Here is a 23,794-nt window from a genome sequence, read left to right on the forward strand (position 1 = left end):
AGGCAGAGGCACCGTCATACCGGCCGTGGGGAGGTCTAGCGAAGGGGGACCAGCGCCCAGACGACCTGCTCGTTCTGGACGTTGTAGTAGTGGCCCCAACAGCCGTTGGTGATCTTCTGTACGACGTGCAGCCCACGGCCGCCCTCGATCGCCGCGTCCTCATCGTCGGGGCGGGGATCGTTCACGGGTTCGCGCAGGTGGGGGAAGGTGTTCGCGTGGCCGGGATCGATCACGGCCAGGCGGAGGAAGCTTGCCTCACGCTCCAGACTCATACGCACCCAACGCGTCGCGGGCATGGTCCCCAGGCCGTACCGGATGGCGTTGGTGACCAACTCCGTCGCGAGGGTTTGCAGGTCGAACGCCCGGGGGTGGTCTGTTCCCACCCATGACGTGATGGTGGCCCGTGCCCTTGCGGGGATTGCGCGGGGATCGACGTCGTTCATGGTGAAGGTGTGGAAATGGGCTGGAGATTGGAGCGCCGCTGGCATGGCTTTTCACCAACTTTGTCTGTGTCACCGTAAAGAAAGGCTGTGGTGAATCACTAGCCAGAATGGCAGCGGGCCGGTAATTTTCTGAGAGGCCGGACAAGTCTGTAGTGACACAGATTCTGAACCCACAGAGTTTCACTGCAGTGGTACGAAAGGAGGGGCGGCGCATGGGAATTGAGGTGAAGCTAGATCCCGAAACGAGCCCTGAGGCCCGATATGGATATGAATTGCGTGAAAGGCGCAAAGCAGCGGGATTGACGCTGGCCCAGCTTGGGGCACGGCTCGCCCTCACAGGTCAGCAGATCGGCAACATCGAGCGAGCCGAACGGCACATGAACGAAAAAACGGCGCGCCTTTGTGAGGAAATCCTGGGGCTCCCGCAAGGTGATCTCGTGCAGCACCTTCCCCGTAGGTCTCGCAACAACGTGACGTTTCGGAACTTCCTGCCGTGGCTGGACAGGGAGAAGCGCGCCACGGAACTGTGCGCCTATGAAGGGCTGATCATCCCTGGCCTGCTACAAACGCGGGAGTACGCGGAAGCCGTCTGCCGAGGTATGCCAGGGATAACCGCCGAGCAGGCAAAAGAAGCCGTAGAGGCGCGGATGCAGCGACAAGCCATCTTGCATCGAGACAACCCTCCCTACCTGTATGCCGTCCTCGATCAGTGTGTACTGCTACGCCCGGTAGGGAGTGAGGAAATCACCCGAGAGCAACTTAAACATCTCCTCGTAATGGGGATGAATCCGAATATAGTGATTCAGATCGTCCCCCTACGTGCCATGTCCACGAGTGGCGTGGTGGCGGGGTTCGTGATCGCTCGGACCGCTGGAGATGGAGACGAGGCGGCCTACATCGACACCCCAGACGGGGGCCGCATGGTGGACCGGGTTGAGCCCGTGGAGAAGCTGAAGTCTTGGTTCCAGACGATCAGGGCGGATGCCCTGTCCCGGGCAGACTCGCTGGCGCTGATCGGAGAGAGATTGGAGCAAGAGTGGATCTGGAACTGAGCGAGGAACTCAAGAACGCGGCATGGCGCAAGAGTCCTCTTTCGGACGCTCAAGGGAACTGCGTGGAAGTAGCTCCCCTCTCCGCCGGACGCATCGCGGTGAGAGACGGCAAGGACCCTGACGGGCCTGCCCTGGTGTTCACCAACCCGGAATGGAAGGCGTTCACCGGTGGCGTGAAAGACGGAGCGTTCGACCTCTAGACACATGCATGAAGCGGCCCGGCGGGAGAGTGGGCGTATTCGAGGGGCCGTCGCAACCCGGTGATCACTTACCGGCGGTGGCCGGCATAGCGAGCCGAATGGGTTTCCGTATCCCCGATTTGCGGAGATACGGAAACCCATAGCCGGAAGCCGACCGCATCCCGCTCTCGGCGGCGCCGTCCTGCCACCGCGAGTGACGGCATCCCCGGGTCGTCAGTTGATCCGTTTTTGGATCACTTATGAGCCGTTTCCCCTACGGTGTCGGGTCATGACACCCTTCTCTGTCATCCGATCCGCCATGATCCCCTCGGCTGGCCCGATCGAGGACTTCGACATCGTCAGGCTGGACGGACGTTCGTTCCTCGTCTGCGTCGACACCGCCAACGGCGTGTTCCTGTGGGACCCGTCCGAGGATCGGTGGAGCAAGCACCGGCTGGACATGCCCTTCCACGAGGACAGCGGGATAGACGGCATCGAGGTGCTGGCGATCGGAGCCGTGGTCCACGACGGCCGGATCGTGGTTGGCGGGGGTGCGGACCATCAGCCGTTCGCTCAGTGGGACCTGGAGAGCGGTGCGGTGCGGGTCTTCGTGGATGAGTCGCAGGCCGGCCTCGGGCAGTCGCTGGGCATGGAGCTGGACGGGCGGCCGATGCTCGTCGGCGGCGACAGCAGTACGAGCCCGCGCGTGCGCGTGTGGGACGTCGAGCGGCGCGAACTGCACGCCGAGTTGTGCGAGCATCATTTCGATGGTCTCGGCGCCCTGACATCGGGGATGCTGAAGGACCGGCCGGTGCTGGTGTCGGGCAGCTGGGACGGCAGCGCCGTGGTGTGGGACCTGCGTGAAAGGCGGAGCCTCGTCGAGTTCGGCCGCTACGTCGGCGGCTTGCAGGGGATCGGGCTCGTACTGGTCGGCGGACGGCCCCGTGTGGTGGCGGCCAGCCGCGACGACGTCGTGCTCGGCGACCCCGAGACGGGCGAATGGGGCGAGCCGCTCGCCTGGCCGGACGACATCGCCGAGCTGATCGAGGAGGACGAGTTCGACGACTTCATCACCTGCATGGACGCAGGGCTCGTGGACGGACGCCCGGTTGCGGTGACCGGCACCGGAGAGGGACGGCTCTACGTGTGGGACCTGGAGGACGGCAGCGTGCTCGGCGAGCCGCTCGCCGGGCACAATGGCGACGTATCCGCCGTCCGCCTCACCGAGCTCGACGGCCGGACAGCCGTGATCACGGCGGGGCGGGACGGGCGCCTGCTCATGTGGAGTCTCGATTCTGTCTGAGGACGTGAGGCCATCCTGCGGAACTTGACCAGCGCGGAGCCGCTTCTCAGAGCGACCTCCACTGTTGGGATTGGCGCCTCTGCACCGATCGACCAGGTCGTCCAGTCCAGCGTTTTGCGAGGTCGATTGGTCTCGTTCAGGTAGCGGCCAGGCACGTCCGGGGGGCGCCACCGACGTGATTGGTAGCGCCCCCACGTTCTTGCCGGTCGAATTGCGGCCGTTACGCCATCGTCATCCGGTCCGGGAGTTGATGCCGACGATGCGACATGCCTCGAATCTCGAAGTCCATCGCATCCCCTCAACTGGGGTGTTGCGACGACCGCTAGAAGAGAAGGTGTCTTCCGCCGGGCCGCCGGTCGTCATGAGGGTCAGCTGCCGCTCAGCGTGAATCCCTGCTCAGTGCCGAAGGCGGTGATCCGGTCCTGCCAGGTCTTGAGGGCCGCGGCCAGGTCGCCGCCGCCGTCGACGGCCTGGCCCACGGTGTCCTTGAAGATGCTGTTGGCGTACACCTGGAAGGGCAGGTACTGCCAGTCGGCGCGGACCGCGGCCGACGCGTCGCCCAGGACCTGGTTGATCTTCTGTCCGCCGAAGAACTCCTGCGGTGCGTCACGGAAGGCCGGGTCGTCGAGCAGCGCCTTCGTGGCGGGGAACAGTCCGGCCTCGGTGTTCAGCGACTTGACGGCTTCCGGGTCGGAGTTGAGCCACTCGGCGAAGGCGACGGCGGCCGGGATGTTCTTGCTCTGCGGGATGACCGCCACCGAGGAGCCGCCGTTCTCGGCGTTCATCGGCTTGGCCGCGTCGTACTGGGGCATCGGGGCGACCGCCCACTTGCCCTTCGTCTTGGGGATGGAGTTGATGATGCCGTTCGGGGCCCAGGCGCCGGTCAGCCAGGTCGCGTACTTGCCGGAGCCCATGCCCTTCCACCACTCGTCCGTCCAGCCGGGCTGCGGGTCCACCAGCTTGTCGCCGAGCAGGGTGGTCCAGGTGCCGACCCACTGCTTGACGCCCGGGTCGGAGGCGAGCGTGACGCTGACCGAGCTCTCGCCCGAGGTCTTGAACGGCGCGCCGCCCGCCTGCCAGATCAGGCTGTCCACACCGCCGGCGTCCCCGGGGTCGATGGAGGTGATGAAGTTGTCCGGGTTGTCGGCCTTGATCTTCTTCGCCGCGTCGGTGAACTCCGCCCACGTCGTCGGCGGCTTGATCTTCAGCTTGTCGAAGATGTCCTTCCGGTAGAACATCGCCATGGGGCCGGTGTCCTGCGGGATGCCGTAGACACCCCCGTTGATCGCCACCTGGCCCCAGGCCGCGGGGGCGAACTTGTCCTTGAGCGAGGCGGCGCCGTGGTCGGCGAGGTTGACCACCTGCTTGGCGAGCGCGAACTGGGGCAGCGCGAAGTATTCGATCTGTGCCACGTCAGGCGCGCCGGAGCCGGCCTTGATCGCGGTCTGCAGCTTGGTGTACTGGTCGGCGGACTGACCCGCGTTCACCACGTTGACCTTGATGTTCGGATATTTCGCCTGGAAGCGGGCGACGGTCTTCTCGATCCCCGTGACCCACGTCCAGAACGTCAGCTCAGCCGGCTTGCTCAGCGCGTCCTGGACGGCCGCCGACGCGCTCGGGGCGGCGGCGGCCGGGGCGGAGGTGGCGCCCCCGCCGGTGCCGCCGCCGCACGCGGCCAGGGCCAATGACAGGGCGGCGGCGACCCCGGTGGCTACGACACCGCGCCGCGATGGACGTGTTCTCATGACATTTCCTCATTTACAGGGAGGGTGGAGAGTTACTGCTTGACGCTTCCGGTGGCGAGGCCCGACTGCCAGAACCGCTGGAGCGCCAGGAAAGCGATGATCAACGGCACGATCGACAGCAGGCTGCCGGTCAGGATGAAGGAATAGGTGGCGTCACCGGCGCCGGAGGTGCCGCTGTTGGCCTGGGCGTTCCACTGGTTGAGCCCGACGGTGAGCGGGAACCAGTCCGGCGTGTTCAGCACGATCAGCGGCAGGAAGTAGTTGTTCCACGTCGCGACCAGCGCGAAGAGCAGAACCGTGACGAATCCCGGGGCGAGCAGCCGCAGGGCTATGGTGCGGAAGATCTTGAACTCGCTCGCTCCGTCGATGCGGGCCGACTCCAGGATCGAGTCGGGCACCGCGTCGGCCGCGTAGACCCGCATCAGATAGAGACCGAACGGGCTGCACAGCGACGGGATGAGCACCGCCCAGGGGGTGTCGACGATCCCGATCTGGCTGAACAGCAGGTACGTCGGCACCGCGAGGGCCGTCCCCGGGATGGAGATCCCGCCGAGCACCACCGCGAACAGCAGTTTGCGGCCCGGGAAGTCGTACTTCGCCAGGGCGTACCCGCCGATGGTGGCCAGCAGGGCGGCCCCGCCCGCGCCCACCACGGAGTAGAGCACGGTGTTGCCGAACCAGCGTACGAAGATGCCGTTGTTGTAGCTCAGGGTCTCGCTGATGTTGGCGAACAGGTGGAAGTCCCCGCCGAACCAGAGTCCGAAGGTCGAGAACAGGTCCGCGCCGCTCTTGCTGGCATTGGCCAGCAGCCAGAACAGCGGCAGCACCGCGTACCCGAACATGACCAGCATGATCACGGTGAGGGTGGGGCTCTTCCTCCGGCGCTTCGCCTTGGAGGTTCGGTGCGCGGCCCTTGGGTGCGCGGCGGCAACGGCCGTCACAGGGTGTTCTCCCTTCTCGCCGTGAGGATCTGCACCGCGTACGCCACGACCACGGTGACGAGGCCGAGCACCACGGCGACGGTCGCCGAGTAGTTGATCTGCTGGCCGTTGAACGCGAGGCCGTAGGCGTACATGTTGGGCGTGTAGCTCGTCGTGATCACCGCGGGTGCGAGCTTCTGGAGGATGTTCGGCTCGTTGAAGAGCTGGAAGCTGCCGATGATCGAGAAGATCGTCGCCACGAGCAGCGCGGGGCGCAGCGCGGGCAGCTTGACGCTCCAGGCGATGCGGATGGCGCCCGCTCCGTCCATCTCGGCGGCCTCGTAGAGCTCCTCCGGTATGGCGCGCAGCGCGGCGTACAGGATGATCATGTTGTAGCCGACGAACTCCCAGGTCACCATGTTGCCGATGGAACTGAGCATCCAGGAGCGCGACATCAGGTTGGGGAGGGCGACGCCGAAGGCGTCGCCGATCTGTCCCACCAGGCCGAACTGGTCGCCGTAGATGTAACCCCACATGAGGGCCGACACCACGGCCGGCACCGCGTACGGCATGAAGATCGTGATGCGGAACAGCGACGGCCAGCGCAGCCTGCCGCTGTCGATCGCCAGCGCGCAGCCCAGGGCGAGGAGCAGCATGATGGGCACCTGCACCACCAGGAAGAGCGCGACGCGCAGCAGGCCGGCGCCGAACAGCGCGTCGCCGATGGCCCGGGTGTAGTTGGCCAGGCCGGAGAAGACCGTGCCGCCGATCATGCGGTCCTGGAAGAAGCTGAGATAGATCGCGTACGCCAGCGGCGCGACCACCGCGACCAGGAAGACCACGAAGAACGGCAGGAAGAAGGCGTAGCCGGCGACGCGCAGGCGCAGGAAGGGCCGGGGGAGACCCCCGCGTACGGCAGGCGCGGTCATCTCGTGCTCCTGCCGCGCGATGTTCGCGCTGCCACGAAGACTGCCACTGAACCCTCCTTGGAGCCGCACTCCGTCCTGCGCTGCCGTGTTCCGCTCGAGGCCAGGAGGTGCGGGTGATTGCGTGTTTACGTAAACATGATGGGGACGTTCCGTAGTCTGGAACGGGCCGCGAGACGTGTCAATAGGTAACCCAAAGTTAACAGCACTGCCTGATTTATCCATGTTTAGGCGCTGTGGTCGTCATGGACGGGACCCATTGACGGATGGGCCGTGTTTACGTAAACATCATGCGAGAGTTTGCACGGACAGCGGGCTCGATCGGACGACCAGAGGTGACAGTGGACGGGGCGACCCAGGAGACGGCGTCAGGGCGGCGCCCGCGCAGGCGGCCGTCCATGGCTGATGTCGCCGCGATGGCCGGGGTCTCCAGCCAGACGGTCTCCCGGGTGGCCAACAACCGCAGCAACGTCGAGGAAGAGACCCGTCAGCGGGTCCTGTCGGCCATGCGCGTCCTCGGCTACCGGCCCAACACGGCCGCGCGCGCCCTGGTCACCGGGCAGTTCCGCACCTTGGGCCTGATCAGCTTCGGGCTCGGCAACTTCGGCAACGCCCGTACCGTCGACGCCATCACCAGGGTGGCACAGCGGGCCGGCTACACCGTGAACATGATCGCCATCGAGTCGCAGACCGAGCGGGCCGTGCACGAGGCGTTCGACCAGCTCACGCTGCAGGCGGTCGACGGCATCGTGCTCATCGAGGCGCAGATCCTCGACACACCGGCGCTCCGGCTGCCGCCCGGCGTGCCGGTCGTGATGGCCGACGGCGACGCCAGCCACCGCCATGCCATGGTCGACACCGACCAGGCACTCGGCGCCAAGCTCATCACCCGTCACCTGCTCGGCCTCGGCCACGAAACGGTCTGGCACGTCGCCGGGCCCGAGGACTCCTACGCCGCGCGGCGCCGGGCCGAGGCCTGGCACACGACGCTCAAGGAGGCGAAGGCCGCGGTTCCCCAGGTCCTGTTCGGCGACTGGAGCGCGGCCAGCGGATACGCGGCGGGCCGCGTCCTGGCCGAGCGGCCCGGCGTGACGGCCGTCTTCGCCGCCAACGACCAGATGGCACTCGGGGTGATGCGCGCGATGATCAAGGCGGGACGGCGCATCCCCGAGGACGTCAGCATCGCCGGCTTCGACGACATCGACGAGGCGGAGTACCTCTCCCCGCCGCTCACCACCGTCCGCCAGGACTTCGACGTGGTGGCGGAGCGGATCGTCTCGCTCATGATCGGCCAGATCGAGACCGGGACGGCCCCTTCCGCCACTTCTTTCATCACCCCTGAGCTGATCGTCAGGGAGAGCACCGGCGCGCCGCCGCCGAAGTCACCAACACCATGAGAAGGGAGGAGCGGCGCCCTCGCCAGCCGAGGCCGCCGCGCCGACAATGAACGCCGAACCTCGCGATGTCATGCCGGTCTCCGGGACCGCCGGCGCCCCGTCCCCGGGCGACCGGTTCTGGCGCCGGCTCGGCGGCGTGGCCTTCGGCGGTGACTACAACCCGGAGCAGTGGCCGGCCGAGACCAGGGCGGAAGACCTGCGGCTCATGGCCGAAGCCCGGGTGAACCTCGTGACCGTCGGGGTGTTCGCCTGGGCCCGGGTGGAGCCCGCGCGCGGAGCGTACGACTTCTCGTTCTTCGACCAGGTCCTCGATGACCTGCACGCGCACGGCATCACCGCCGACCTCGCCACCATGACGGCGTCGCCGCCGCCGTGGCTGGTCCACGAGCACCCGGAGATCCTGCCGGTCACCGCGGACGGGACCGTACTGGGACCCGGCGGGCGGCAGCACTTCTGCCCGTCCAGCCCGGTCTACCGCGAACGGGCCGCGCTGCTGGTGGAACGGCTGGCCACGCACTACCGCGACCATCCGGCCCTCGGGCTGTGGCACGTCGGCAACGAGTACGGCTGCCACATCGCGGCCTGCTACTGCGAGGTGTCGGCGGACGACTTCCGCCGCTGGCTCCGGGAGCGGTACGCGGACGACGTCGAGGCGTTGAACGACGCCTGGTCGACGGACTTCTGGTCGCAGCGCTACGCCTCCTTCGACCACATCCGGCCGCCCCGCGTGGCTCCCACGTACCCCAACCCGGCCCAGCAGCTCGACTACACGCGCTTCAGCAACGAGGCGCTGCGCGACTGCTACGACCTGGAGGCCGGCATCCTGCGGCGGGTCACTCCCGAGGTGCCCGTCACCACGAACTTCCTCGGTGGCCTGAAAGCCGTGGACGTCTTCGACTGGGCGCCGAGGCTGGACATCGCGGCGGTCGACTCCTACCCCGACCCCCAGGACGAGCAGCCGTATCTGGCCCCCGGCCTGGTGTACGACACGATGCGCGGCGCCAAGGGCGGGGATCCCTGGATCCTGATGGAGCAGGCGCCGAGCGCGGTGAACTGGCGGTCCAGGAACCCGATCAAGCAGCCCGGCCAGATGCGGCTGTGGAGCTGGCAGGCGGTCGCGCACGGCGCCGACGCGATCCTGTACTTCCAGTGGCGGCAGTCACGAGGCGGCGCGGAGAAGTTCCACTCGGGCATGGTGCCGCACGCGGGGCCCGACAGCAGGGTCTTCCGCGAGGTCGCGGCGCTCGGCAGGGAACTCGCCTCGGTGCCCGACCTGGCCGGCACGCGGGTGCGTAACCAGGTGGCGATCCTGCTCGACTGGAACAGCTGGTGGGCCCTGGAGCTCGACTCCCATCCCTCGGACGGCGTACGCCAGCAGGACCGTCTGCTGGACCACTACGGCCCGCTGTTCGACCTCGGGGTTGGCGTGGACGTGGTGCCGCCCTCGGCCGATCTGACCGGCTACGCCCTTGTCGTCGTACCGAACCTGTATCTCCTGTCGAGCGAGGACGCGCGGCGCGTCTCGGCGTACGTCTCCGGAGGCGGCGCGCTGGTCGTCTCCTTCTTCAGTGGGATCGTGGACGAGCACGACCGGGTCCACCTGGGCGGCTATCCCGCGCCGCTGCGCGAGGTGCTCGGGGTGCGGGTGGAGGAGTTCTGCCCGGCGTCGGAGCACGAGAGGTTCCCCGTCCGTGGCCGCGGGGCGCTTTCGGACCTCGAAGGAGTCGCCGACCTTTGGCGAGAGGACCTGCGACTCGTCGGTGCCGAGGCCGAGGTCGCCTTCGACGCCCACGACTGGGCCGGCCGTCCGGCCGTGACCAGGCACGAGTTCGGCCAGGGTACGGCCCGCTACCTCTCGACCCGCCTCGACCCGGCCGGCATGCGGGCGGTCCTCGGCCTCGCGCTCGCCGAGGCGGGGGTGACCCCCGTCGTCGAGAGCCTGCCGTCCGGGACCCAGGCGAGCCTCCGCACCGGACCCGGCCGCCGCTTCCTGATCCTGCTGAACCACACCGGCGACAAGCACGACATCACCCTCACCGGCGAGTGGGCAGACGCCCTCGACCCGTCGGGCGAGACCGTCCGCACGGCCACACTGCCCCCCTTCGGCGTCTCGGTGCTCCGCGCCTATGAGCCTGATGAGGCGAGGGTTGGGAAGGTCACCTCGTGATGGTCACGCAGGGCAGACCGAGGGTTCGGTAATTGTTGCCGCCCAGGTGCTGGTATCCCTGGGCGCAGAGCTTCGAGCCGACGGGGAAATTCCGGTTGGGGAAGGTGTAGCCGATGTAGGTGCGGATGCCGCTGAAGCTCTCGACCTGTGTGTTCACCGCCCAGCCGGTGGCGGAGTTCCAGACCCGCCCATGCACTGTCATGTTGGCGCTGACCATGATCTGGACTTCGACATTGCGGTGAAACGTGCCGGAGTCGTAGGTCTTGATGCAGGTGCTGGCGTTGCACCACCTGCCCGCCGCAGCCGCGGGCGGGCTCGCGACGGCCAGCGCACTGGCCGTCATGGCCACGCCGAGCAGTGCAAGAAGGGCCTTCCGCATAAAATTTCTCCTGATTTCGTGGTTGAGGAAGTCGAGCGGGAAACAAGCCGTCCCAGGCGTATGTCATCCGCGCTCGTAAGATCCTGGGCCCTTGAGTGGCGCCTGGCCAGGTAATTGAGCGGACATTGGCCGGACATCTGTTCAGGGAAGCCACGTCTCAAAGCCGCTCAGACGCGGACGCCGCCCGTCCCGGAACCCGGGACGGGCGGCGTGTGCACTCCTGCGGCAACGGCGGCGGACGGATCGCCCGACGACCACTGGCTCTTAGCTCTTGCTCCAGATCGCCGCGAAGAGGTCGCCGTCGGTGTCCAGAATCGTGGGCCGGTATCCCAGAACCTTCAACTCGGTGTTCTTGAGCTTGTACGTCACGCGGGACAGCTGCAGGTACTCCTTCAGGCCGGTCGAGCTGCCCTTGCTCCACACGGTGGTGTAGAGCTTGCCAGGCTCGACGGCCATGAGAACGGGACGCAGGCCCTGCTTCGCCTGCGCCAGGAGCTCCTTGCCGCGCTGGTCCACGGTCTGGCCGATGCTGACCTTGACGGCTCCCGTGGCGGCCCCGGCGACCCAGACGGCCGCGTAGAGCGGCTTCTCCGCCGTGCCGTACACGTCCAGCGAGGCGATGCTGAGACCGGCGGCGGTGAGCTGGGCGTCGACGGTCGTGAAGGTGTCCTTGGTCATGTCGATCTTGGACTGGACCTTGTCGGTGGTCTTCTCGAAGACCGCCGCGAAGATGGCACCGGCACCCGAGCCGGTACCGCTGATCAGGGTGGGCTGGAAGCCTGCCTTGAGCTGCTCGGTGGTGCGCTTCGACAGGTCGGTGGCCGACAGGCCCTGCAGAACGGTCACCTTGCGGGCGGCGTCCTTGACCCATACGGAGGCGTACTGCGGGTTGGCGGCGTTGGTCACGCTCAGGGCCGACGGAACGTAGCCCGCATTCAGTAGTTGCTTGACGCGCTGCTGCTGGGCGGTGGCACTGAGTCCCTGGAGGGAGAGCCACTCCAGCGGCAGCTTCTGGACGTTCTTGGTGGATTGTTCGGCGTTCGCGGGGGACGCGACAGTCAGCAGGGGAGCAGTGACCACCGCCAGAGCCGTGGCAAGTGCGGCGATCTTCGAGGTGCTCCTCATGATTCTCCTAGGTAAAGGTTGTCCCAATTTCGAACAAGACGCGACCATAACAGAGAATGAGGCAGAGTTGACTAACCGTCACCATGATCGCTACAACTTCGTGTCAAGAACCTCGCAATTCGGGCTTTTCGCCCCCCGCGCGGACGCGCGTGAACACGACGGCCTGTAAGCACCGGTCGCGCCGACGCGGCAATCTGGGCCCTCGTCGGCGCGGCGCCCGGTCCGGCGAGACCGCTAGGCTCGCCCGATGGTCGATCTCCGTCGGGCCCAGGACGTGTGGCGGCGGTGTGACGTCACGGTACGGGACTTTCCGTTCGCGCTGCTGCTGACCGTCGTGTCACTCCTGCCGGGGTTCCAAGGCAACGGGACGCAGATCGGCAACCTGCCGACTCGTCCCTACGACGCACTGGCCATCGTGGTGATCGCTCTCGAGTGCCTCCCGCTCACCGTGCGCCGGAGGTGGCCGGCCGCCGGTCTCGTCCTGGTGGTGTGCGGGTTCACCCTCGACCAGTTCCTGGCCTATCACGCGTTGGCGGGCACCGCGCTGCCCATCGCACTCATCAGTGCGGGTGCCCATATGGAACGCCACCGGCGCGTCATCGTGATCGCCCTGTCCGCCGCGTACCTGCCGCTGATGCTCGCGCTCGACCGGCTCGGCTCGACCGAGAGGCCGGCCGATATCGCGCTGTTCTACCTGGCGCTGGTGCTTGCGTGGGGCATCGGGACCTGGCTGCGTTCCACCCGGGCCGCCGAGGCCGAACGCCGCCGCCACGTCGCCGAGGCCACCCGCGCCGCCGAACGTACCCGTATCGCCCGCGAACTCCACGACGTCGTCACCCACCACGTGACGGCGATGGTCGTACAGGCCGAGGCGGCCCGCTACCTGACCGCCGCGCCCGATCGCCTCGACCAGACCCTGAGCGCGGTCACCGACAGCGGCCGGCGGGCCATCACCGACCTGCGGCACCTGCTCGACCTGCTCAACCCCGGCCACGACACTGAGGTCGGCACGCCGTCCGTCGGCGAACTGCACACCCTTGTGGAGCAGACCCGCCAGGCCGGGCAGCCGGTGGAGTTCACCCAGGAAGGCGAGCCGGCGCGGTCAGCCGGCAGCGCCGAGTTCGTCGCCTATCGAGTCGTGCAGGAAGCCCTGACCAACGCCCTCAAATACGCCCACGGCAGCCGCACCCTGGTCCGCGTGCGCTACAGCGAGAAGGAGATCACCACGGAGGTCAGCACCGATGATTCCGGCTCGCGGGCCGGCTCGCCCGGCGGGAGCGGGCGGGGCCTGGCCGGGCTCCGCGACCGGGTCGACGCCCTGGGCGGCGACTTCAGCGCGGACCGGCAGGCGGGCGGCGGCTTCGTCGTGCGGGCCCGCATCCCCGCGGGCAGCCCGTCGTGAATGCCGGTGGTGACGAACCTCGGTCCTCTCGGACCCCTCGTGGAGGCTAGTGCCAGTTGTGTGGTGCGCGTTTGAGGGTATAGGCCGCCTCCGGCAGGTCGTCCCGGACGCGGATCATCCAGCGGGCCAGGTCGGTGGTGAGGGCGGCGCGGATCTCGGCGAGCCCGGGATCGTCGTACCGGTTGTCCAGTTCCGCGGGGTCGGCGTCCAGGTCGTAGAGTTCGCCGGTGCCGCGCTCGTCCAGGAGCAGCTTCCACTGTCCGCGCCGGAGCATCACCGTCGTGCCGGACTGGGTGACGGTGTTGAGCTCGTCGAAGGTGCGGCCTTCGTACGGGAAGTGCAACGGGGGACGCTCGTCGACGTCGTAGGACAGCCCGCCGAACCCGCGTTCGCCGTACCCGCTGGCGAACTCCCCGGCCGGATACGGCGCCCCGGTGAGCATGGGCCACAGGCTGCGGCCCTGGACGCCGACCGGGATCTCGACGCCGAGCGCGTCGCAGATCGTCGGGAACAGGTCGGCGAGCGAGACGAAGTCGGTGCCGTTGATCATCGGCCGCACGCCTGGTCCGGCCACGGCGAACGGGATGCGCATCAGGCTCTCGGACATGCCCGCGCCCTTGCGTTGCAGGCCGTAGTCGCCGGCGTAGTCACCGTGGTCGGCGACGAAGAACACCAGCGTGTCCCGTTCGCCCAAGTGCGTGAAGAAGCGGCGTAGTTGGTCGTCGATGAGCCGGAGCATCCCGCAGTAGTTGGCGCGGTATCGCCGCCACTCGGCGTCGTAGCCGGGCCGTTTCTCCTCGATCAGCTCGCGCAGCCAGGTGTACGTGCCGCCCTTGCGCTCGGCGCCCTCGGGCCCGACCAGCCGCTCGGGCACCTCGTCCGGGGAGAAGAGGCTGAAGTACGGCTCCGGGACCTGGTAGGGGTTGTGCGGTTCGGGGAACGACAGCCAGGTGAAGAACGGCCGGTCGGCAGGCGTCCGGTCGATCGCGCTGATCGCGCCGTCGACGATCCGGTACGGAAACTGGCACTCCAGCGGAAACGGCGTCGGCTCATGGCTGACCGAGTGGTCGAGCGCGCTGAGCCACTGCTCGAACGATGCCTGCTCAGGCGTCCCGGCCGGGCCGCGATTGTGCCAGTACGGTGCGGCGAACGTGTCGAAGTCGGCGGGCTGCCGGTAGAAATGCGTCTTGCCCGCCAGGTGCAGCGCGTAGCCGGCGTCACGCAACACGTCCACCAGGTCGGCGCCGCGCAGCACGTGCTCCGCGGCGCTGTTCTGCCGGACCCGGTGCGCGGACGGATACCGTGCGGTGAGCAGGCTGACCCGGGCGGGCACGCAGGCCGGCGACGTGGTGTATGCCCGCTCGAACTGGGCGCCGGTGCTCATCAGCCCGTCGAGGAAGGGCATGGTGTCCAGGGGGAAGCCGCTCGCGGCCGTCCAGCCGGCTCGCTGCTGATCGGTCATGATCAGCACGATGTTCGGTCGGTTCACAGGTGAGGTCTCCGCTAGCGCTTCGCGTACATCGGCTTGAGGTAGTCCGCCCGCGGCTTCCAGTTCGGGAAGGCGTAGTCGTCCAGGCTGACCTGCGCGCCCTTGCTCTTGGCCGCCGCGATCGACAACCAGAGGCCGGCACCGGCACCACCGCCTCCATCGCAAGCCGCCGCGGCGAGGAATCCCCGCCGAGTCATCGCGTTCATGGTCCTGCCTTCCACCCCCGCGGCCGTGAAGGTCTCGTGAAGCAATGTTGCCGCGTGGCAAATTCATTCTTGCCACGCGGCATGCCGCGCGGCAAGACTCTACTCAGCAACCAAGGAGGGTGAACGACCGTGGTGACGCAACGTGACGTGGCGCGGCGGGCGGGAGTCTCGGTGCGGACCGTCTCCAACGTCGTGAACAACTTCGCCTACGTGGCCGAGGAGACCCGAGCCCAGGTGCAACAGGCCCTGGACGAGCTCGACTACCGGCCCAACATCGCGGCGCGCAGCCTGAACCGGGGGCGGTCCAACCTGCTGGCCCTCGTCCTGCCGCTGGACGTGCCGTACTTCACCGAACTGGCCGCTCACGTGGTGGACCGGGCCGAGGAGCGCGGATACACGGTGCTCATCGACCGCACCGAGGGCGCGGCGGAACGCGAGCGGCAGATCGTCATGCGGCGGGACCGGTCGGCCCTCTTCGACGGGTTCATCTTCAGCCCGCTCGGTCTGACCGAGGACGAGCTGCGTAACTGGGCGGGCAACTGCCCGACGGTGATGCTGGGCGAGATGCGGGTGGACGGCGTGGACCACGTCGCGATCGACGACACCGCCGCCGCCAAGGCCGCCACTGAGCATCTGATCTCGCTGGGCCGGACCCGGATCGCCGCCATCGGCGTTCCCCACGTACCGAAGAAGTCGTCCAGTCGGCCCGCGAGGCAGACCGCGGCGCATCGATCGGCGGGATACGAGGAGGCGCTGACCGAGGCGGGCCTGCCCATCCTGCCCGACCTCGCCGTACCGGTGCGGCGCTACCAGCGCCAGGACGGTCGGCTCGCGATGGAGCGCCTGCTCGATCTGGCCGAGCCGCCGGACGCGGTGTTCTGCTACAACGACCTGCTCGCGCTCGGAGCGATGCGGGCGGTGCTGGCCCGAGGGCTACGGGTGCCGCAGGACGTGGCGATCGTCGGGTTCGACGGCATCGACGAGGGGCGGTTCGCCACTCCGCCGCTGACCACGATCGTGCCCGACAAGGAGCGGATCGCCGAGCTCGCCGTGACCCGGCTGCTGGAGCGGGTCGAGGGTGACAAGAGCCCGGCCGTCCAGCTTGAGGCGCCGTGGCGGCTGATGGTCGACGAGAGCACCACGGGTGTCGCCGGAGCTGGCGGATGACGGTCGCGATCCCCTCCGCCCGTTCCCGCACCACTCTGTACATCTGGTTGTCCCTGACCGTGCCGTCAAGTCCTGAAATTTCCTGAGAAAGCGAGTGTTTTGTGCAGACCGTCATTCCCCGCCCGGAGTACCCGCGTCCGCAGTTCGTCCGCGCCGCATGGCAGTGCCTGAACGGAGCCTGGCAGTTCGAGCGGGATCCCGGCGACTCCGGGCTTGAGCGTGGCCTGGTCGACCGGGACCTGACCGGTGAGATCGTCGTGCCGTTCTGCCCGGAGTCCGAATTGTCCGGCATTGGGGACCCAGACTTCCATCTGGCCGTCTGGTACCGCCGCACCGTCCAGGTGCCGCAGGAGTGGGCCGGGCAACGGGTGCTGCTGCACTTCCAGGCGGTGGACCATGACACCACGGTGTGGGTGGACGGTGCCGAAGCCGGCCGGCACCGGGGTGGGTTCACCCCGTTCGCCTGCGATCTGACCGGCTCGGCCGACCCGGGGCACACCTACACCGTGGTCGTGCGTGCCAGGGATCCGCGCACCGGGCCCCAGGCACGCGGCAAGCAGGCGACCACGTACGAGGGGCATGGCGCGCTCTACGGACGTACCACCGGAATCTGGCAGACGGTGTGGTGCGAGCCCGTGCCCGACGCGCACCTCGGCCGGCCGAAGATCACGCCGAACGTCGCCGCGTCCGCGTTCCGCGTCACCGTGCCGGTGTCGGCCAACCGCCCGGGGCACCAGGTCCGGGTGACGGTGTCGGACCAGAGCGGTGAGGTCGTGCGGTCGCAGGCGCGCGCCGACCTCGACCTCGCCCCCGAAGTGTGGCTGCCGCTGCCGGACGACCGGGTACGGCTGTGGTCCCCCGAGGACCCGCACCTGTACGACCTGCGCATCGACCTGCTCGACGGCGACGGCGCCGTGGTCGACACCGCCACGAGCTACGCCGGGCTCCGCTCTGTCACCATCGACGGGCAGGCCGTCCTGCTCAACGGCGAGGTCCGCTTCCAGCGGCTCGTGCTCGACCAGGGCTACTACCCCGACGGCCTGATGACCGCGCCCACGGACGAGGCGCTGCGCAAAGACATCGAGCTGGCCGTGGCCGCGGGGTTCAACGGCGCCCGGTTGCACCAGAAGGTGTTCGAGGAGCGGTATCTGTACCACGCCGACCGGGCGGGTTTCCTGGTCTGGGGCGAGTTCGGGGACTGGGGAGCCAACACCGCGGGGCCTCCCGGTGACAACCAGCGACCGGACGCGTCGTTCGTGACCCAGTGGCTGGAGGCGGTCGAGCGCGACTACTCCCACCCGTCCATCGTCGGCTGGTGCCCGCTCAACGAGACCTGGCAGCGGCTGACCGACCAGATCACCGTGCTCGACGACGTCACCTGGGGCATGTACCTGGCCACGAAGGCGGCCGACCGCACCCGCCCGGTGATCGACGCGTCCGGCTACGCGCATCGGGTGCCGGGCGCCGACGTCTACGACTCACACAACTACGAGCAGGATCCGGAGGCGTTCGGCAAGCTGATGGCGGGCCTGGCCGACGGGACGCCGTACGTCAACGCCGACCCCGACGGCACGCCATGGTCGGTGCCGTACCAGGGCCAGCCGTATTTCTGCAGCGAGTTCGGCGGCATCTGGTGGAATCCGGACGTACGCCCCGAGGAGAGCTCCTGGGGATACGGCGAACGTCCGGCGAGCGAGGAGGAGCTCCAGCAGAGGTTCGCCGGGCTGGTCGGAGTCCTGCTGAACGACCCCCGGATGTTCGGCTACTGCTACACACAGCTCACCGACGTCTTCCAGGAACAGAACGGCATCTATCGCTTCGACCGTACGAGCAAGCTGGACGTCTCGCGGATCCGTGCGGCCCAACTACGTCCGGCCGCCATCGAGACGCCTCGCTGATGAAGGGTAAGGCGGACGGAGCCGCGGCGGTGGTGACCGCCGCGGCCCCGCCCGCCGACCTCATGCCGGTGGTGTTCGCCTTGAGGCCGCCATTCCCTTAGCTCGCCTCACCATTACTGTTCGAGGTGGACACCAGACCGGCGATGAAGTCGGAGACCGCCGCGACGGTCGGCTGCCGCCACAGCAGGGTCGTCGGCAGCGAGCAGCGGAACCGTTTCTCCAGCCGCCGCCGGACGACCACCGTCAGCACCGAGTCCAGCCCCTGCTCGACCAGCGGCCGGTGCGGCGACAGGTCGGCGGGGGCCAGCCGCATCTCCTGGGCGATCTGGGCGCTGACCTCCTCCAGCAGGAACGCCCGCAGCTCCGCAGGCCCCAGGTCGGCGATCGATTCGGCGGGCCGTACACCTTCGGCGCCGTTCTCCGCGGGGGTCGGCACGTCGATCACCGGGTACCGCAGTCCCGACAGCCAGCCGACCACGGCGCCGGCGTCGTCGGTCACCCGTACCTGCACCGTGTCGGCGTGTTCGGGGTCGAGCCACACCTCGATGTCCACCGTGTCCGGTGCCTCTCCGACCGTGACCAGCCGGTCGACGTGCGTCACCATGCGGAGCAGCGGGTCGCCGGGGAACGCGCTCGGCGCCACCGACATCGCCGCGTCCAGCACGGGTGCCCAGGTGGCGGCCGGCCCGCACCGTACCCGGGCGCGCAGTGCGCCGTCGCCGTACAGCAGTTCCTTGACCGTCCAGTCGAACCCGGTTTCGGGTACGCCGACGGCGGCGAGCCGCTGCATGATCAGGCCCGGGTCCGCCGACGTGAGCGGCGGCGCTGGGGAAGCCGGCGCCTCGCCCGGTTCGGTGAGCGCCGTGGCGGTGGCGATGATCTGCCAGGCGGCGTCCGGTTCGCCCGCAGGACGAGCGGCCAGCCGCAGCCCGGTTCCCTGCCGTACGACCTGGACCTCGCGGCGGTCGGCGGTCAGCAGCGGCGCCGACATCGTCACCTCGCCGAGCACCTGACCTCCGGCCGCGGCGAAGAAGGTCGCCGCGAGCACCGCGGCCGGTACGATCTCCACGCCCTCGATGGCATGGCTGCCGGGATAGGGCCGGGTCTGGTCGTCCACGCCGGTCCGCCAGAGCCGTACGTCGGTGCCCGCCAGATCGAGGCCGTCGCCGAGCAGCGTGTGCGTGTCGGGATCGTGGCCGCGACCGGCGGTGTCCGGGGCGGACGGCGTACGCCAGTGCCTGCGGTGCTGCCACGGGTAGGAGGGGAGCACGACCGGCCCGCCGACCGGCTGCAGCCGATGCCAGTCCACCTCGACACCGGCGCAGTGCGCGGCGGCCACACTGGTCAGCAGGGCGGCCCGCGTGGGACGGTTCCGCCGCAACGACGCGCCGACGAAGATCTCCTCGTGCCCGCCCGTGCTCAGCGTCTCCAGCACCGAGTGGGTGACCACCGGGTGCGGGGCGAGCTCGATGAACGCGCGGTATCCGTCGGCCGCGGCCGCCGCGATCGCGTCGGCCAGGCGTACCGGCCGGCGCAGGTTGACCGCCCAGTACGCGCCGTCGAAGCCGGGGCTCGCCCGTGGGTCGTCCAGCGCCGTCGAGTAGACGCGGATGCCGGGGACATCAACCTTGAGGTCGGCCGCGGCGGCGGTCAGGTCGGCCAGGAGCGGATCCATCTGCGGCCCGTGGAACGCCACGTCCGAGGCGACCCGGCGGGCCGGGATGCCCTCCTCGATCCAGCCGGTCAGCACGTCGGCCACGGCGTCCGGATCGCCGGAGACGACCGTCGAGCCGGGCGACGACGCGATCGCGGCGACCACGTCGGTACGGTCCCCCAGCAGCCGCGCCGCCTCGGCGAACGGCAGCTGCACCATGGCCATCGCACCGTGGCCGGCGACCCGGCGCAGCAGCCGGGACCTGCGGCAGATCAATCTGGCCCCGTCCAGACGGCTCAGCGCCCCGGCCGTCACGGCGGCGGCGATCTCGCCGACCGAATGGCCGATGACCGCGTGCGGACGGACCCCGTACGCGCGCCACAGCTCGACCAGGCCGAGCTGCATCGCGAAGATCATGGTCTGGATCCGGTCCACCTCGGTCAGCTCGTCCTCGGTGAGCACCTCCCGGGGCGAGAAGCCGATCTCGGCGGCGAACACCGGCTCCAGCTCGTCGATCACCGCGGCGAACGCCGGCTCGGTCGCCAGCAGCTCCCGGCCCATGCCGGCCCACTGCGAGCCGTGCCCGGAGAACACGAACACCGGGCCGGGACCGGGATCGACGAGCACCTGCCCGGTGGTCACCGCGTCGTGCGGGGCACCGGTAGACAGGGCGCGCAACCGGTCGGCCAGCGCGGCCGGGCTCTCCGCCGCCACCACCGCCCGGTGCGGCAGGTGGGCTCGGCGCAGCGCGAGCGTGTGCCCGGCGTCGGCCGCGGGCAGATCGCCGACGACGCCGGCGAGGTTCCCGGCGGCCTGCCGCAACGCCGCCCGCGACGCGGCGGACACCGGATACAGCCGACGCGCGGTTTCCTTGTCGGACGCCGGATGCGGCTGCCCCTCGGCCGGCGGCGCCTGTTCCAGGACGACGTGGGCGACGGTGCCGCCGTAGCCGAAGGCGGAGACCGCGGCCCGGCGCGGATGCGCGGAGGCGGGCCACGGCCTCGGCGCGTCGACCACCCGCAGCCCGGTGCCCTTCCAGTCGATGGCCGGAGTGGGGGTGTCGAGCCGGCTCGGCGGGAGCTCACCGCGTTCGAGCGCCAGCACGGCCTTGACCAGCCCGGCGATGCCGGCGGCACCTTCGAGGTGCCCGATGTTGGACTTGGCCGACCCGATCAGGCACGGCTCCTCCGCCGGCCGGTCCGCGCCGTACACGGCGCCCAGCGCGTCGGCTTCGAGGGGGTCGCCGACCGCAGTGCCGGTGCCGTGCGCCTCGACGTAACCGACCGTGCCCGGCTCGACGCCCGCCTGCCGCAGCGCGCGCCGCATGACATGCTCCTGCGCCTGGCCGCACGGCGCCATGATGCCCGCGGTGCGGCCGTCCTGGTTGACCGCGCTGCCGCGGATGGTGGCGAGGATCCGGTCCCCGTCCCGTACGGCGTCGGAGAGCCGCTTGAGCACCACGACCGCCGCGCCCTCGCCCCGCCCGTACCCGTCGGCGGCGGCGTCGAACGACTTGCTCCGCCCGTCCGGCGCCAGCGTGCCCGCGGCGTCCAGGGTCAGCGTCTCGCCGGGAGACAGGATGAGGTTGACCCCGCCGGCCAGCGCCACGTCGGTCTCGCCGGTGCGCAGGGCCTGCACGGCCAGGTGGACGGCGACCAGCGACGCCGAGCAGGCCGTGTCCACCGCCAGGCTCGGGCCGCGCAGGTCGAGCGCGTAGGACACCCGGTTGGCGACCGCGCAGGCGGCGGCGCCGATCCCGGTCCACGCCTCGATGTCAGGCAGGTCCTCCAGCAGCCGGTGCCCGTAGTCGCCGGTGCAGACGCCCACGTACACGCCCGCGTCCGTGCCTGCCAGCGCGTCCGGCGACACCCCGGCGTGTTCCAGCGCCTCCCACGCGGTCTCCATCACGAGGCGCTGCTGCGGGTCCATCAGCTCCGCCTCGCGCGGTGAGAGCCCGAAGAACTCCGCGTCGAAGTCCGCCGCCCCGTCCAGGTAGCTCCCGTACGGAACGGCGCGGCGTAACGCCGCCGCGTACGAAGGGCCGCGGTCGGCGTAGTCGCTCCAGCGGTCGGCGGGCGCCGGTCCGCTGGCGTCCCGGCCTTCGCACAGTAGGTTCCAGTAATCGTCCGCCGAGCCGACGCCGCCAGGCAGGCGGCAGCCGATCCCGATCAGCGCGATCATCTCGTTCGGTCGATCCATCACACATCGCCTCCCCGTATCCGCGCCCACACGGGCGACTCGAGAATCTCCACCACGGCGGCCGAGATGGTCACGCCGGGTCCGAAGCCGAACATCAGCAGGTGGTCGCCGGGTCCCAGAGCCGCGCCGCGGATCAGGTGCTCCAGCGCGAGAATCTGGTCACTGGCCCCGCAGTGGCCGATCGTCCGGCCGAAGTCCCAGACCGACCGGGACGCGGGAATGCCCAGCCGGTGTTCGCAGATCTGGTCGGCGATCTCCTGGGAGGTGTTCATGCACGCCACCCGGGTCACGTCGTCGGCCTTGATCCCGGCCTCCGACAGGGCTTGGTCGATCACCTCGACCATCCGCTCGTCCAGCGTCGCCAGCACCTTGGTCCCGTCGCCTTCGACCACCGCGCGCCGCCGGAACACGTCGTTGTGCGCCGCGAAGTCCACCGTGCGACCCTCGGTGACGCCGGGCGGGAACAACGGCTCGGCGCAGCGGTGCATCTCCTCGGCCTGCGACACCGACATCGTGCACACCGACGCCAGCCGGGCGAACCCCGGTTCGGTGTCGAGCACGAGGGCGCTGCCCGCGTCACCGGCGACGGCCCCGGGCAGCATCCGCCACCGGTCGACGAGCGGGGTGCCGTAGTTGTCGGCGGCGACCAGCAGCGCCGCCTGGCGGCCGGGCCCGCGCAGGTAGCTCGCGGCCAGCTCCAGGGCGGTGAACATGCCGTTGCAGCCCTGTTTGAGCTGGGTCGACAGGACACCGTCGCCGACCAGATGGCGCTGCACGTACGCCTGCGGAGGCCAGCCCTCCGGACCCTGATGCCAGGTCGAGACGTACAACAGCAGGTCGAGATCGGTGGGGGAGCGCCCGCTGCGGGCCACCGCGCTCCGCGCCGCGCGCAACGCCATCTCCGGCGGCGGGATGTCACCGGCCACCGCGACCGCGGCGAGCCGGTGCAGCTCGACCTCCTCGGCGGAGTACCAGCCCGCCGCCACGGCGTGTTCCACGCTCACCGTGTCGGGGATGTACGACCCGACTCCGCTGATGTACATGTCCGCCGTCTCCATGTCGCCTCCACAGTCGATCGTCGATGCCTGCTCAGCCGGGCCCGTCGGAGGCGTACTCCTGGGGGATGTCGAGGATCCGCAGGACGGCGCAGGCCATGGTGGTGCCGGCGCCCAGCCCGATGAGCAGCACGTAGTCGCCGCGGGCGAGCGCCCCGCCGGCCAGCAGGTGGTCGAGGGCGACGAACTGGTCGCTGACCCCGAGGTGTCCGATGCCGGCGCCGTACTCCCAGGTGGTGTCGGCCAAGGTCAGCCCGAACCAGTTCACCCCCCGGTGCTCCAGGTCGTCCCAGCGCCCGTGCGGGAAGGCGACGCGCGCCACCTCGTCGAGCGTGATCCCCGCCTCCTTGAGCGTACGGTCGACCAGCTCCATCAGTGTCGTCTGGATCGCCCGCATGATGTCGGATCCGTCGCGGTCGAAGAGCCGCTTGCGGAACTCACGGTTGCGGGCGGCGAAGTCGAGCGGCCGGCCCACGGTCGCGTCCGGCGGGAACATCGGCACACCGCCGTCGTTGACCGACTCGGCCTCCGGCAGCACGACCACGTTGACCGACCGCAGCTGCGCGAAGCCGGTGTCCGTGGTGAGCAGCAGCGCGCACCCGGCGTCGCCCATGACGTTGCCCTCGATCATGCGCCACCGGTCGACCAGCGGCGTGCCGTGGTTGTCGGCGCCGACCAGCAGCGCCGTGCCGCCCGGCCGCAGGTAGCCGGCGGCGAGCTGCAGCGCGCTGAACAGCCCGCAGCACCCGTGCCGCACCTCGACACCCAGGACGTCGCCGCCGACCAGGTGCTGCTGCAGGTAGTACTGCGGTTGCCAGCCCTCCGGCCCCTGGTGCCAGACGTCGGCGTACAGCATGAGGTCCAGGTCGCGCGGTGACATCCCGCCGGAGCGCTCGAACGCGTGCCGGGCCGCGCGGAGGGCGAGCTCCGGAGCCGGTACGTCGCCGGCTATCGCCGCGCCGCCGAGGCGGAAGTACTCCATCTCCTCGGCCGGATAGCGGCCCTCGGCGACGGCCGTCTCGATGCTGACCACCGGCGGCAGATGGACGCCGATACTGCGCAGGTAAATGTCGGGTGTGCGCAACCGT

Annotated in this window: 19 protein-coding genes; 8 read left to right on the forward strand and 11 right to left on the reverse strand. The window is 69.3% G+C overall.

Features of this window, described 5'->3' with window-relative positions:
• Positions 1-35: 35 nt before the first annotated feature.
• A complete protein-coding gene (locus tag KME78_RS28310; RefSeq protein WP_308127165.1) occupies positions 36-488 on the reverse strand; it encodes an ATP-binding protein in 453 nt (150 codons plus the stop codon).
• A gap of 167 nt (positions 489-655) precedes the next feature.
• On the opposite strand from KME78_RS28310, the gene KME78_RS28315 reads away from it, so the two are divergent.
• The 3 genes from KME78_RS28315 (at position 656) to KME78_RS28325 (ending at position 2,977) form a co-directional block, all read left to right on the forward strand.
• Positions 656-1,495, forward strand: coding sequence for a helix-turn-helix domain-containing protein (locus KME78_RS28315; RefSeq protein WP_219532412.1), 840 nt, complete (start codon positions 656-658; stop codon positions 1,493-1,495).
• Complete coding sequence (locus tag KME78_RS28320; protein WP_308127166.1) at positions 1,480-1,695, forward strand: DUF397 domain-containing protein; 216 nt, start codon at positions 1,480-1,482, stop codon at positions 1,693-1,695. Before KME78_RS28315 ends, KME78_RS28320 begins: the two co-directional genes overlap by 16 nt.
• Positions 1,696-1,963: 268 nt before the next feature.
• Positions 1,964-2,977, forward strand: a complete 1,014-nt coding sequence (locus KME78_RS28325) for a WD40 repeat domain-containing protein (protein WP_219532413.1) — start codon at positions 1,964-1,966, stop codon at positions 2,975-2,977.
• A 368-nt stretch (positions 2,978-3,345) separates the two neighbouring features.
• On the opposite strand, the gene KME78_RS28330 is transcribed toward KME78_RS28325, so the two are convergent.
• Genes KME78_RS28330 through KME78_RS28340 form a run of 3 tightly spaced genes read right to left on the reverse strand, consistent with a single transcriptional unit; the run spans position 3,346 to position 6,571 of the window.
• Positions 3,346-4,722 carry an ABC transporter substrate-binding protein gene (locus KME78_RS28330; protein WP_219532414.1) on the reverse strand — a complete coding sequence of 459 codons (1,377 nt, stop codon included), beginning with the start codon at positions 4,720-4,722 and terminating at the stop codon, positions 3,346-3,348.
• A 32-nt stretch (positions 4,723-4,754) separates the two neighbouring features.
• Complete coding sequence (locus KME78_RS28335) at positions 4,755-5,663, reverse strand: carbohydrate ABC transporter permease (RefSeq protein ID WP_308127167.1); 909 nt, start codon at positions 5,661-5,663, stop codon at positions 4,755-4,757.
• Positions 5,660-6,571 carry a carbohydrate ABC transporter permease gene (locus tag KME78_RS28340; RefSeq protein WP_219532415.1) on the reverse strand — a complete coding sequence of 304 codons (912 nt, stop codon included), beginning with the start codon at positions 6,569-6,571 and terminating at the stop codon, positions 5,660-5,662. The genes KME78_RS28335 and KME78_RS28340 overlap by 4 nt, the downstream gene beginning before the upstream one ends.
• A gap of 395 nt (positions 6,572-6,966) precedes the next feature.
• Here KME78_RS28340 and KME78_RS28345 point away from each other — a divergent pair, with 395 nt between their 5' ends.
• On the forward strand, positions 6,967-7,965 hold the full coding sequence (locus KME78_RS28345) for a LacI family DNA-binding transcriptional regulator (protein ID WP_246652000.1): 999 nt from the start codon (positions 6,967-6,969) through the stop codon (positions 7,963-7,965).
• Positions 7,966-8,011: 46 nt separating this feature from the next.
• Positions 8,012-10,132, forward strand: coding sequence for a beta-galactosidase (locus KME78_RS28350; protein WP_219532417.1), 2,121 nt, complete (start codon positions 8,012-8,014; stop codon positions 10,130-10,132).
• Here KME78_RS28350 and KME78_RS28355 read toward each other — a convergent pair.
• The gene (locus KME78_RS28355) at positions 10,122-10,511 is read right to left on the reverse strand and encodes a hypothetical protein (protein ID WP_219532418.1); all 390 of its coding nucleotides are present in this window, start codon (positions 10,509-10,511) and stop codon (positions 10,122-10,124) included. The two genes, KME78_RS28350 and KME78_RS28355, sit on opposite strands and share 11 nt — an antisense overlap.
• Positions 10,512-10,775: 264 nt before the next feature.
• A complete protein-coding gene (locus tag KME78_RS28360) occupies positions 10,776-11,636 on the reverse strand; it encodes a hypothetical protein (protein ID WP_219532419.1) in 861 nt (286 codons plus the stop codon).
• Positions 11,637-11,883: 247 nt separating this feature from the next.
• On the opposite strand from KME78_RS28360, the gene KME78_RS28365 reads away from it, so the two are divergent.
• Positions 11,884-13,038 (forward strand): sensor histidine kinase, encoded by a 1,155-nt coding sequence (locus tag KME78_RS28365; RefSeq protein WP_219532420.1) that lies wholly within the window; start codon positions 11,884-11,886, stop codon positions 13,036-13,038.
• A 46-nt stretch (positions 13,039-13,084) separates the two neighbouring features.
• On the opposite strand, the gene KME78_RS28370 is transcribed toward KME78_RS28365, so the two are convergent.
• Entirely contained in the window at positions 13,085-14,527 is a 1,443-nt protein-coding gene (locus KME78_RS28370) for a sulfatase-like hydrolase/transferase (RefSeq protein WP_308127168.1), read from the reverse strand.
• A gap of 14 nt (positions 14,528-14,541) precedes the next feature.
• Positions 14,542-14,733: a hypothetical protein gene (locus KME78_RS28375; protein ID WP_219532422.1), complete on the reverse strand. Its 192-nt coding sequence runs from the start codon at positions 14,731-14,733 to the stop codon at positions 14,542-14,544.
• 129 nt (positions 14,734-14,862) lie between these two features.
• Between KME78_RS28375 and KME78_RS28380 the strand changes: the two genes are divergently transcribed.
• Complete coding sequence (locus KME78_RS28380) at positions 14,863-15,900, forward strand: LacI family DNA-binding transcriptional regulator (RefSeq protein WP_219532423.1); 1,038 nt, start codon at positions 14,863-14,865, stop codon at positions 15,898-15,900.
• A 101-nt stretch (positions 15,901-16,001) separates the two neighbouring features.
• Positions 16,002-17,798, forward strand: a complete 1,797-nt coding sequence (locus KME78_RS28385; protein ID WP_219532424.1) for a glycoside hydrolase family 2 protein — start codon at positions 16,002-16,004, stop codon at positions 17,796-17,798.
• Positions 17,799-17,895: 97 nt separating this feature from the next.
• On the opposite strand, the gene KME78_RS28390 is transcribed toward KME78_RS28385, so the two are convergent.
• Genes KME78_RS28390 through KME78_RS28400 form a run of 3 tightly spaced genes read right to left on the reverse strand, consistent with a single transcriptional unit; the run spans position 17,896 to position 23,790 of the window.
• Complete coding sequence (locus tag KME78_RS28390; RefSeq protein ID WP_246652001.1) at positions 17,896-21,651, reverse strand: type I polyketide synthase; 3,756 nt, start codon at positions 21,649-21,651, stop codon at positions 17,896-17,898.
• Positions 21,651-22,709 carry a ketoacyl-ACP synthase III family protein gene (locus KME78_RS28395; protein ID WP_219532426.1) on the reverse strand — a complete coding sequence of 353 codons (1,059 nt, stop codon included), beginning with the start codon at positions 22,707-22,709 and terminating at the stop codon, positions 21,651-21,653. The genes KME78_RS28390 and KME78_RS28395 overlap by 1 nt, the downstream gene beginning before the upstream one ends.
• Positions 22,710-22,740: 31 nt before the next feature.
• Positions 22,741-23,790 (reverse strand): ketoacyl-ACP synthase III family protein, encoded by a 1,050-nt coding sequence (locus KME78_RS28400; protein ID WP_219532427.1) that lies wholly within the window; start codon positions 23,788-23,790, stop codon positions 22,741-22,743.
• Positions 23,791-23,794: the final 4 nt, after the last annotated feature.

Origin of the sequence: Nonomuraea guangzhouensis, from assembly GCF_019396345.1 — a bacterium.
In the GTDB taxonomy this organism is placed as follows: Bacteria; Actinomycetota; Actinomycetes; order Streptosporangiales; family Streptosporangiaceae; genus Nonomuraea; species Nonomuraea guangzhouensis.

Excerpts from the sequence above, each read along its gene's own strand:
- KME78_RS28345 (WP_246652000.1), top strand. The coding sequence starts at position 6,967 with ATGGCTGATGTCGCCGCGATGGCCGGGGTCTCCAGCCAGACGGTCTCC.
- KME78_RS28340 (WP_219532415.1), bottom strand. The coding sequence starts at position 6,571 with ATGACCGCGCCTGCCGTACGCGGGGGTCTCCCCCGGCCCTTCCTGCGC.
- KME78_RS28330 (WP_219532414.1), bottom strand. The coding sequence starts at position 4,722 with ATGAGAACACGTCCATCGCGGCGCGGTGTCGTAGCCACCGGGGTCGCC.
- KME78_RS28390 (WP_246652001.1), bottom strand. The coding sequence starts at position 21,651 with ATGGATCGACCGAACGAGATGATCGCGCTGATCGGGATCGGCTGCCGC.
- KME78_RS28395 (WP_219532426.1), bottom strand. The coding sequence starts at position 22,709 with ATGGAGACGGCGGACATGTACATCAGCGGAGTCGGGTCGTACATCCCC.
- KME78_RS28310 (WP_308127165.1), bottom strand. The coding sequence starts at position 488 with ATGCCAGCGGCGCTCCAATCTCCAGCCCATTTCCACACCTTCACCATG.
- KME78_RS28360 (WP_219532419.1), bottom strand. The coding sequence starts at position 11,636 with ATGAGGAGCACCTCGAAGATCGCCGCACTTGCCACGGCTCTGGCGGTG.
- KME78_RS28365 (WP_219532420.1), top strand. The coding sequence starts at position 11,884 with ATGGTCGATCTCCGTCGGGCCCAGGACGTGTGGCGGCGGTGTGACGTC.
- KME78_RS28325 (WP_219532413.1), top strand. The coding sequence starts at position 1,964 with ATGACACCCTTCTCTGTCATCCGATCCGCCATGATCCCCTCGGCTGGC.
- KME78_RS28315 (WP_219532412.1), top strand. The coding sequence starts at position 656 with ATGGGAATTGAGGTGAAGCTAGATCCCGAAACGAGCCCTGAGGCCCGA.
- KME78_RS28355 (WP_219532418.1), bottom strand. The coding sequence starts at position 10,511 with ATGCGGAAGGCCCTTCTTGCACTGCTCGGCGTGGCCATGACGGCCAGT.
- KME78_RS28375 (WP_219532422.1), bottom strand. The coding sequence starts at position 14,733 with ATGAACGCGATGACTCGGCGGGGATTCCTCGCCGCGGCGGCTTGCGAT.
- KME78_RS28350 (WP_219532417.1), top strand. The coding sequence starts at position 8,012 with ATGAACGCCGAACCTCGCGATGTCATGCCGGTCTCCGGGACCGCCGGC.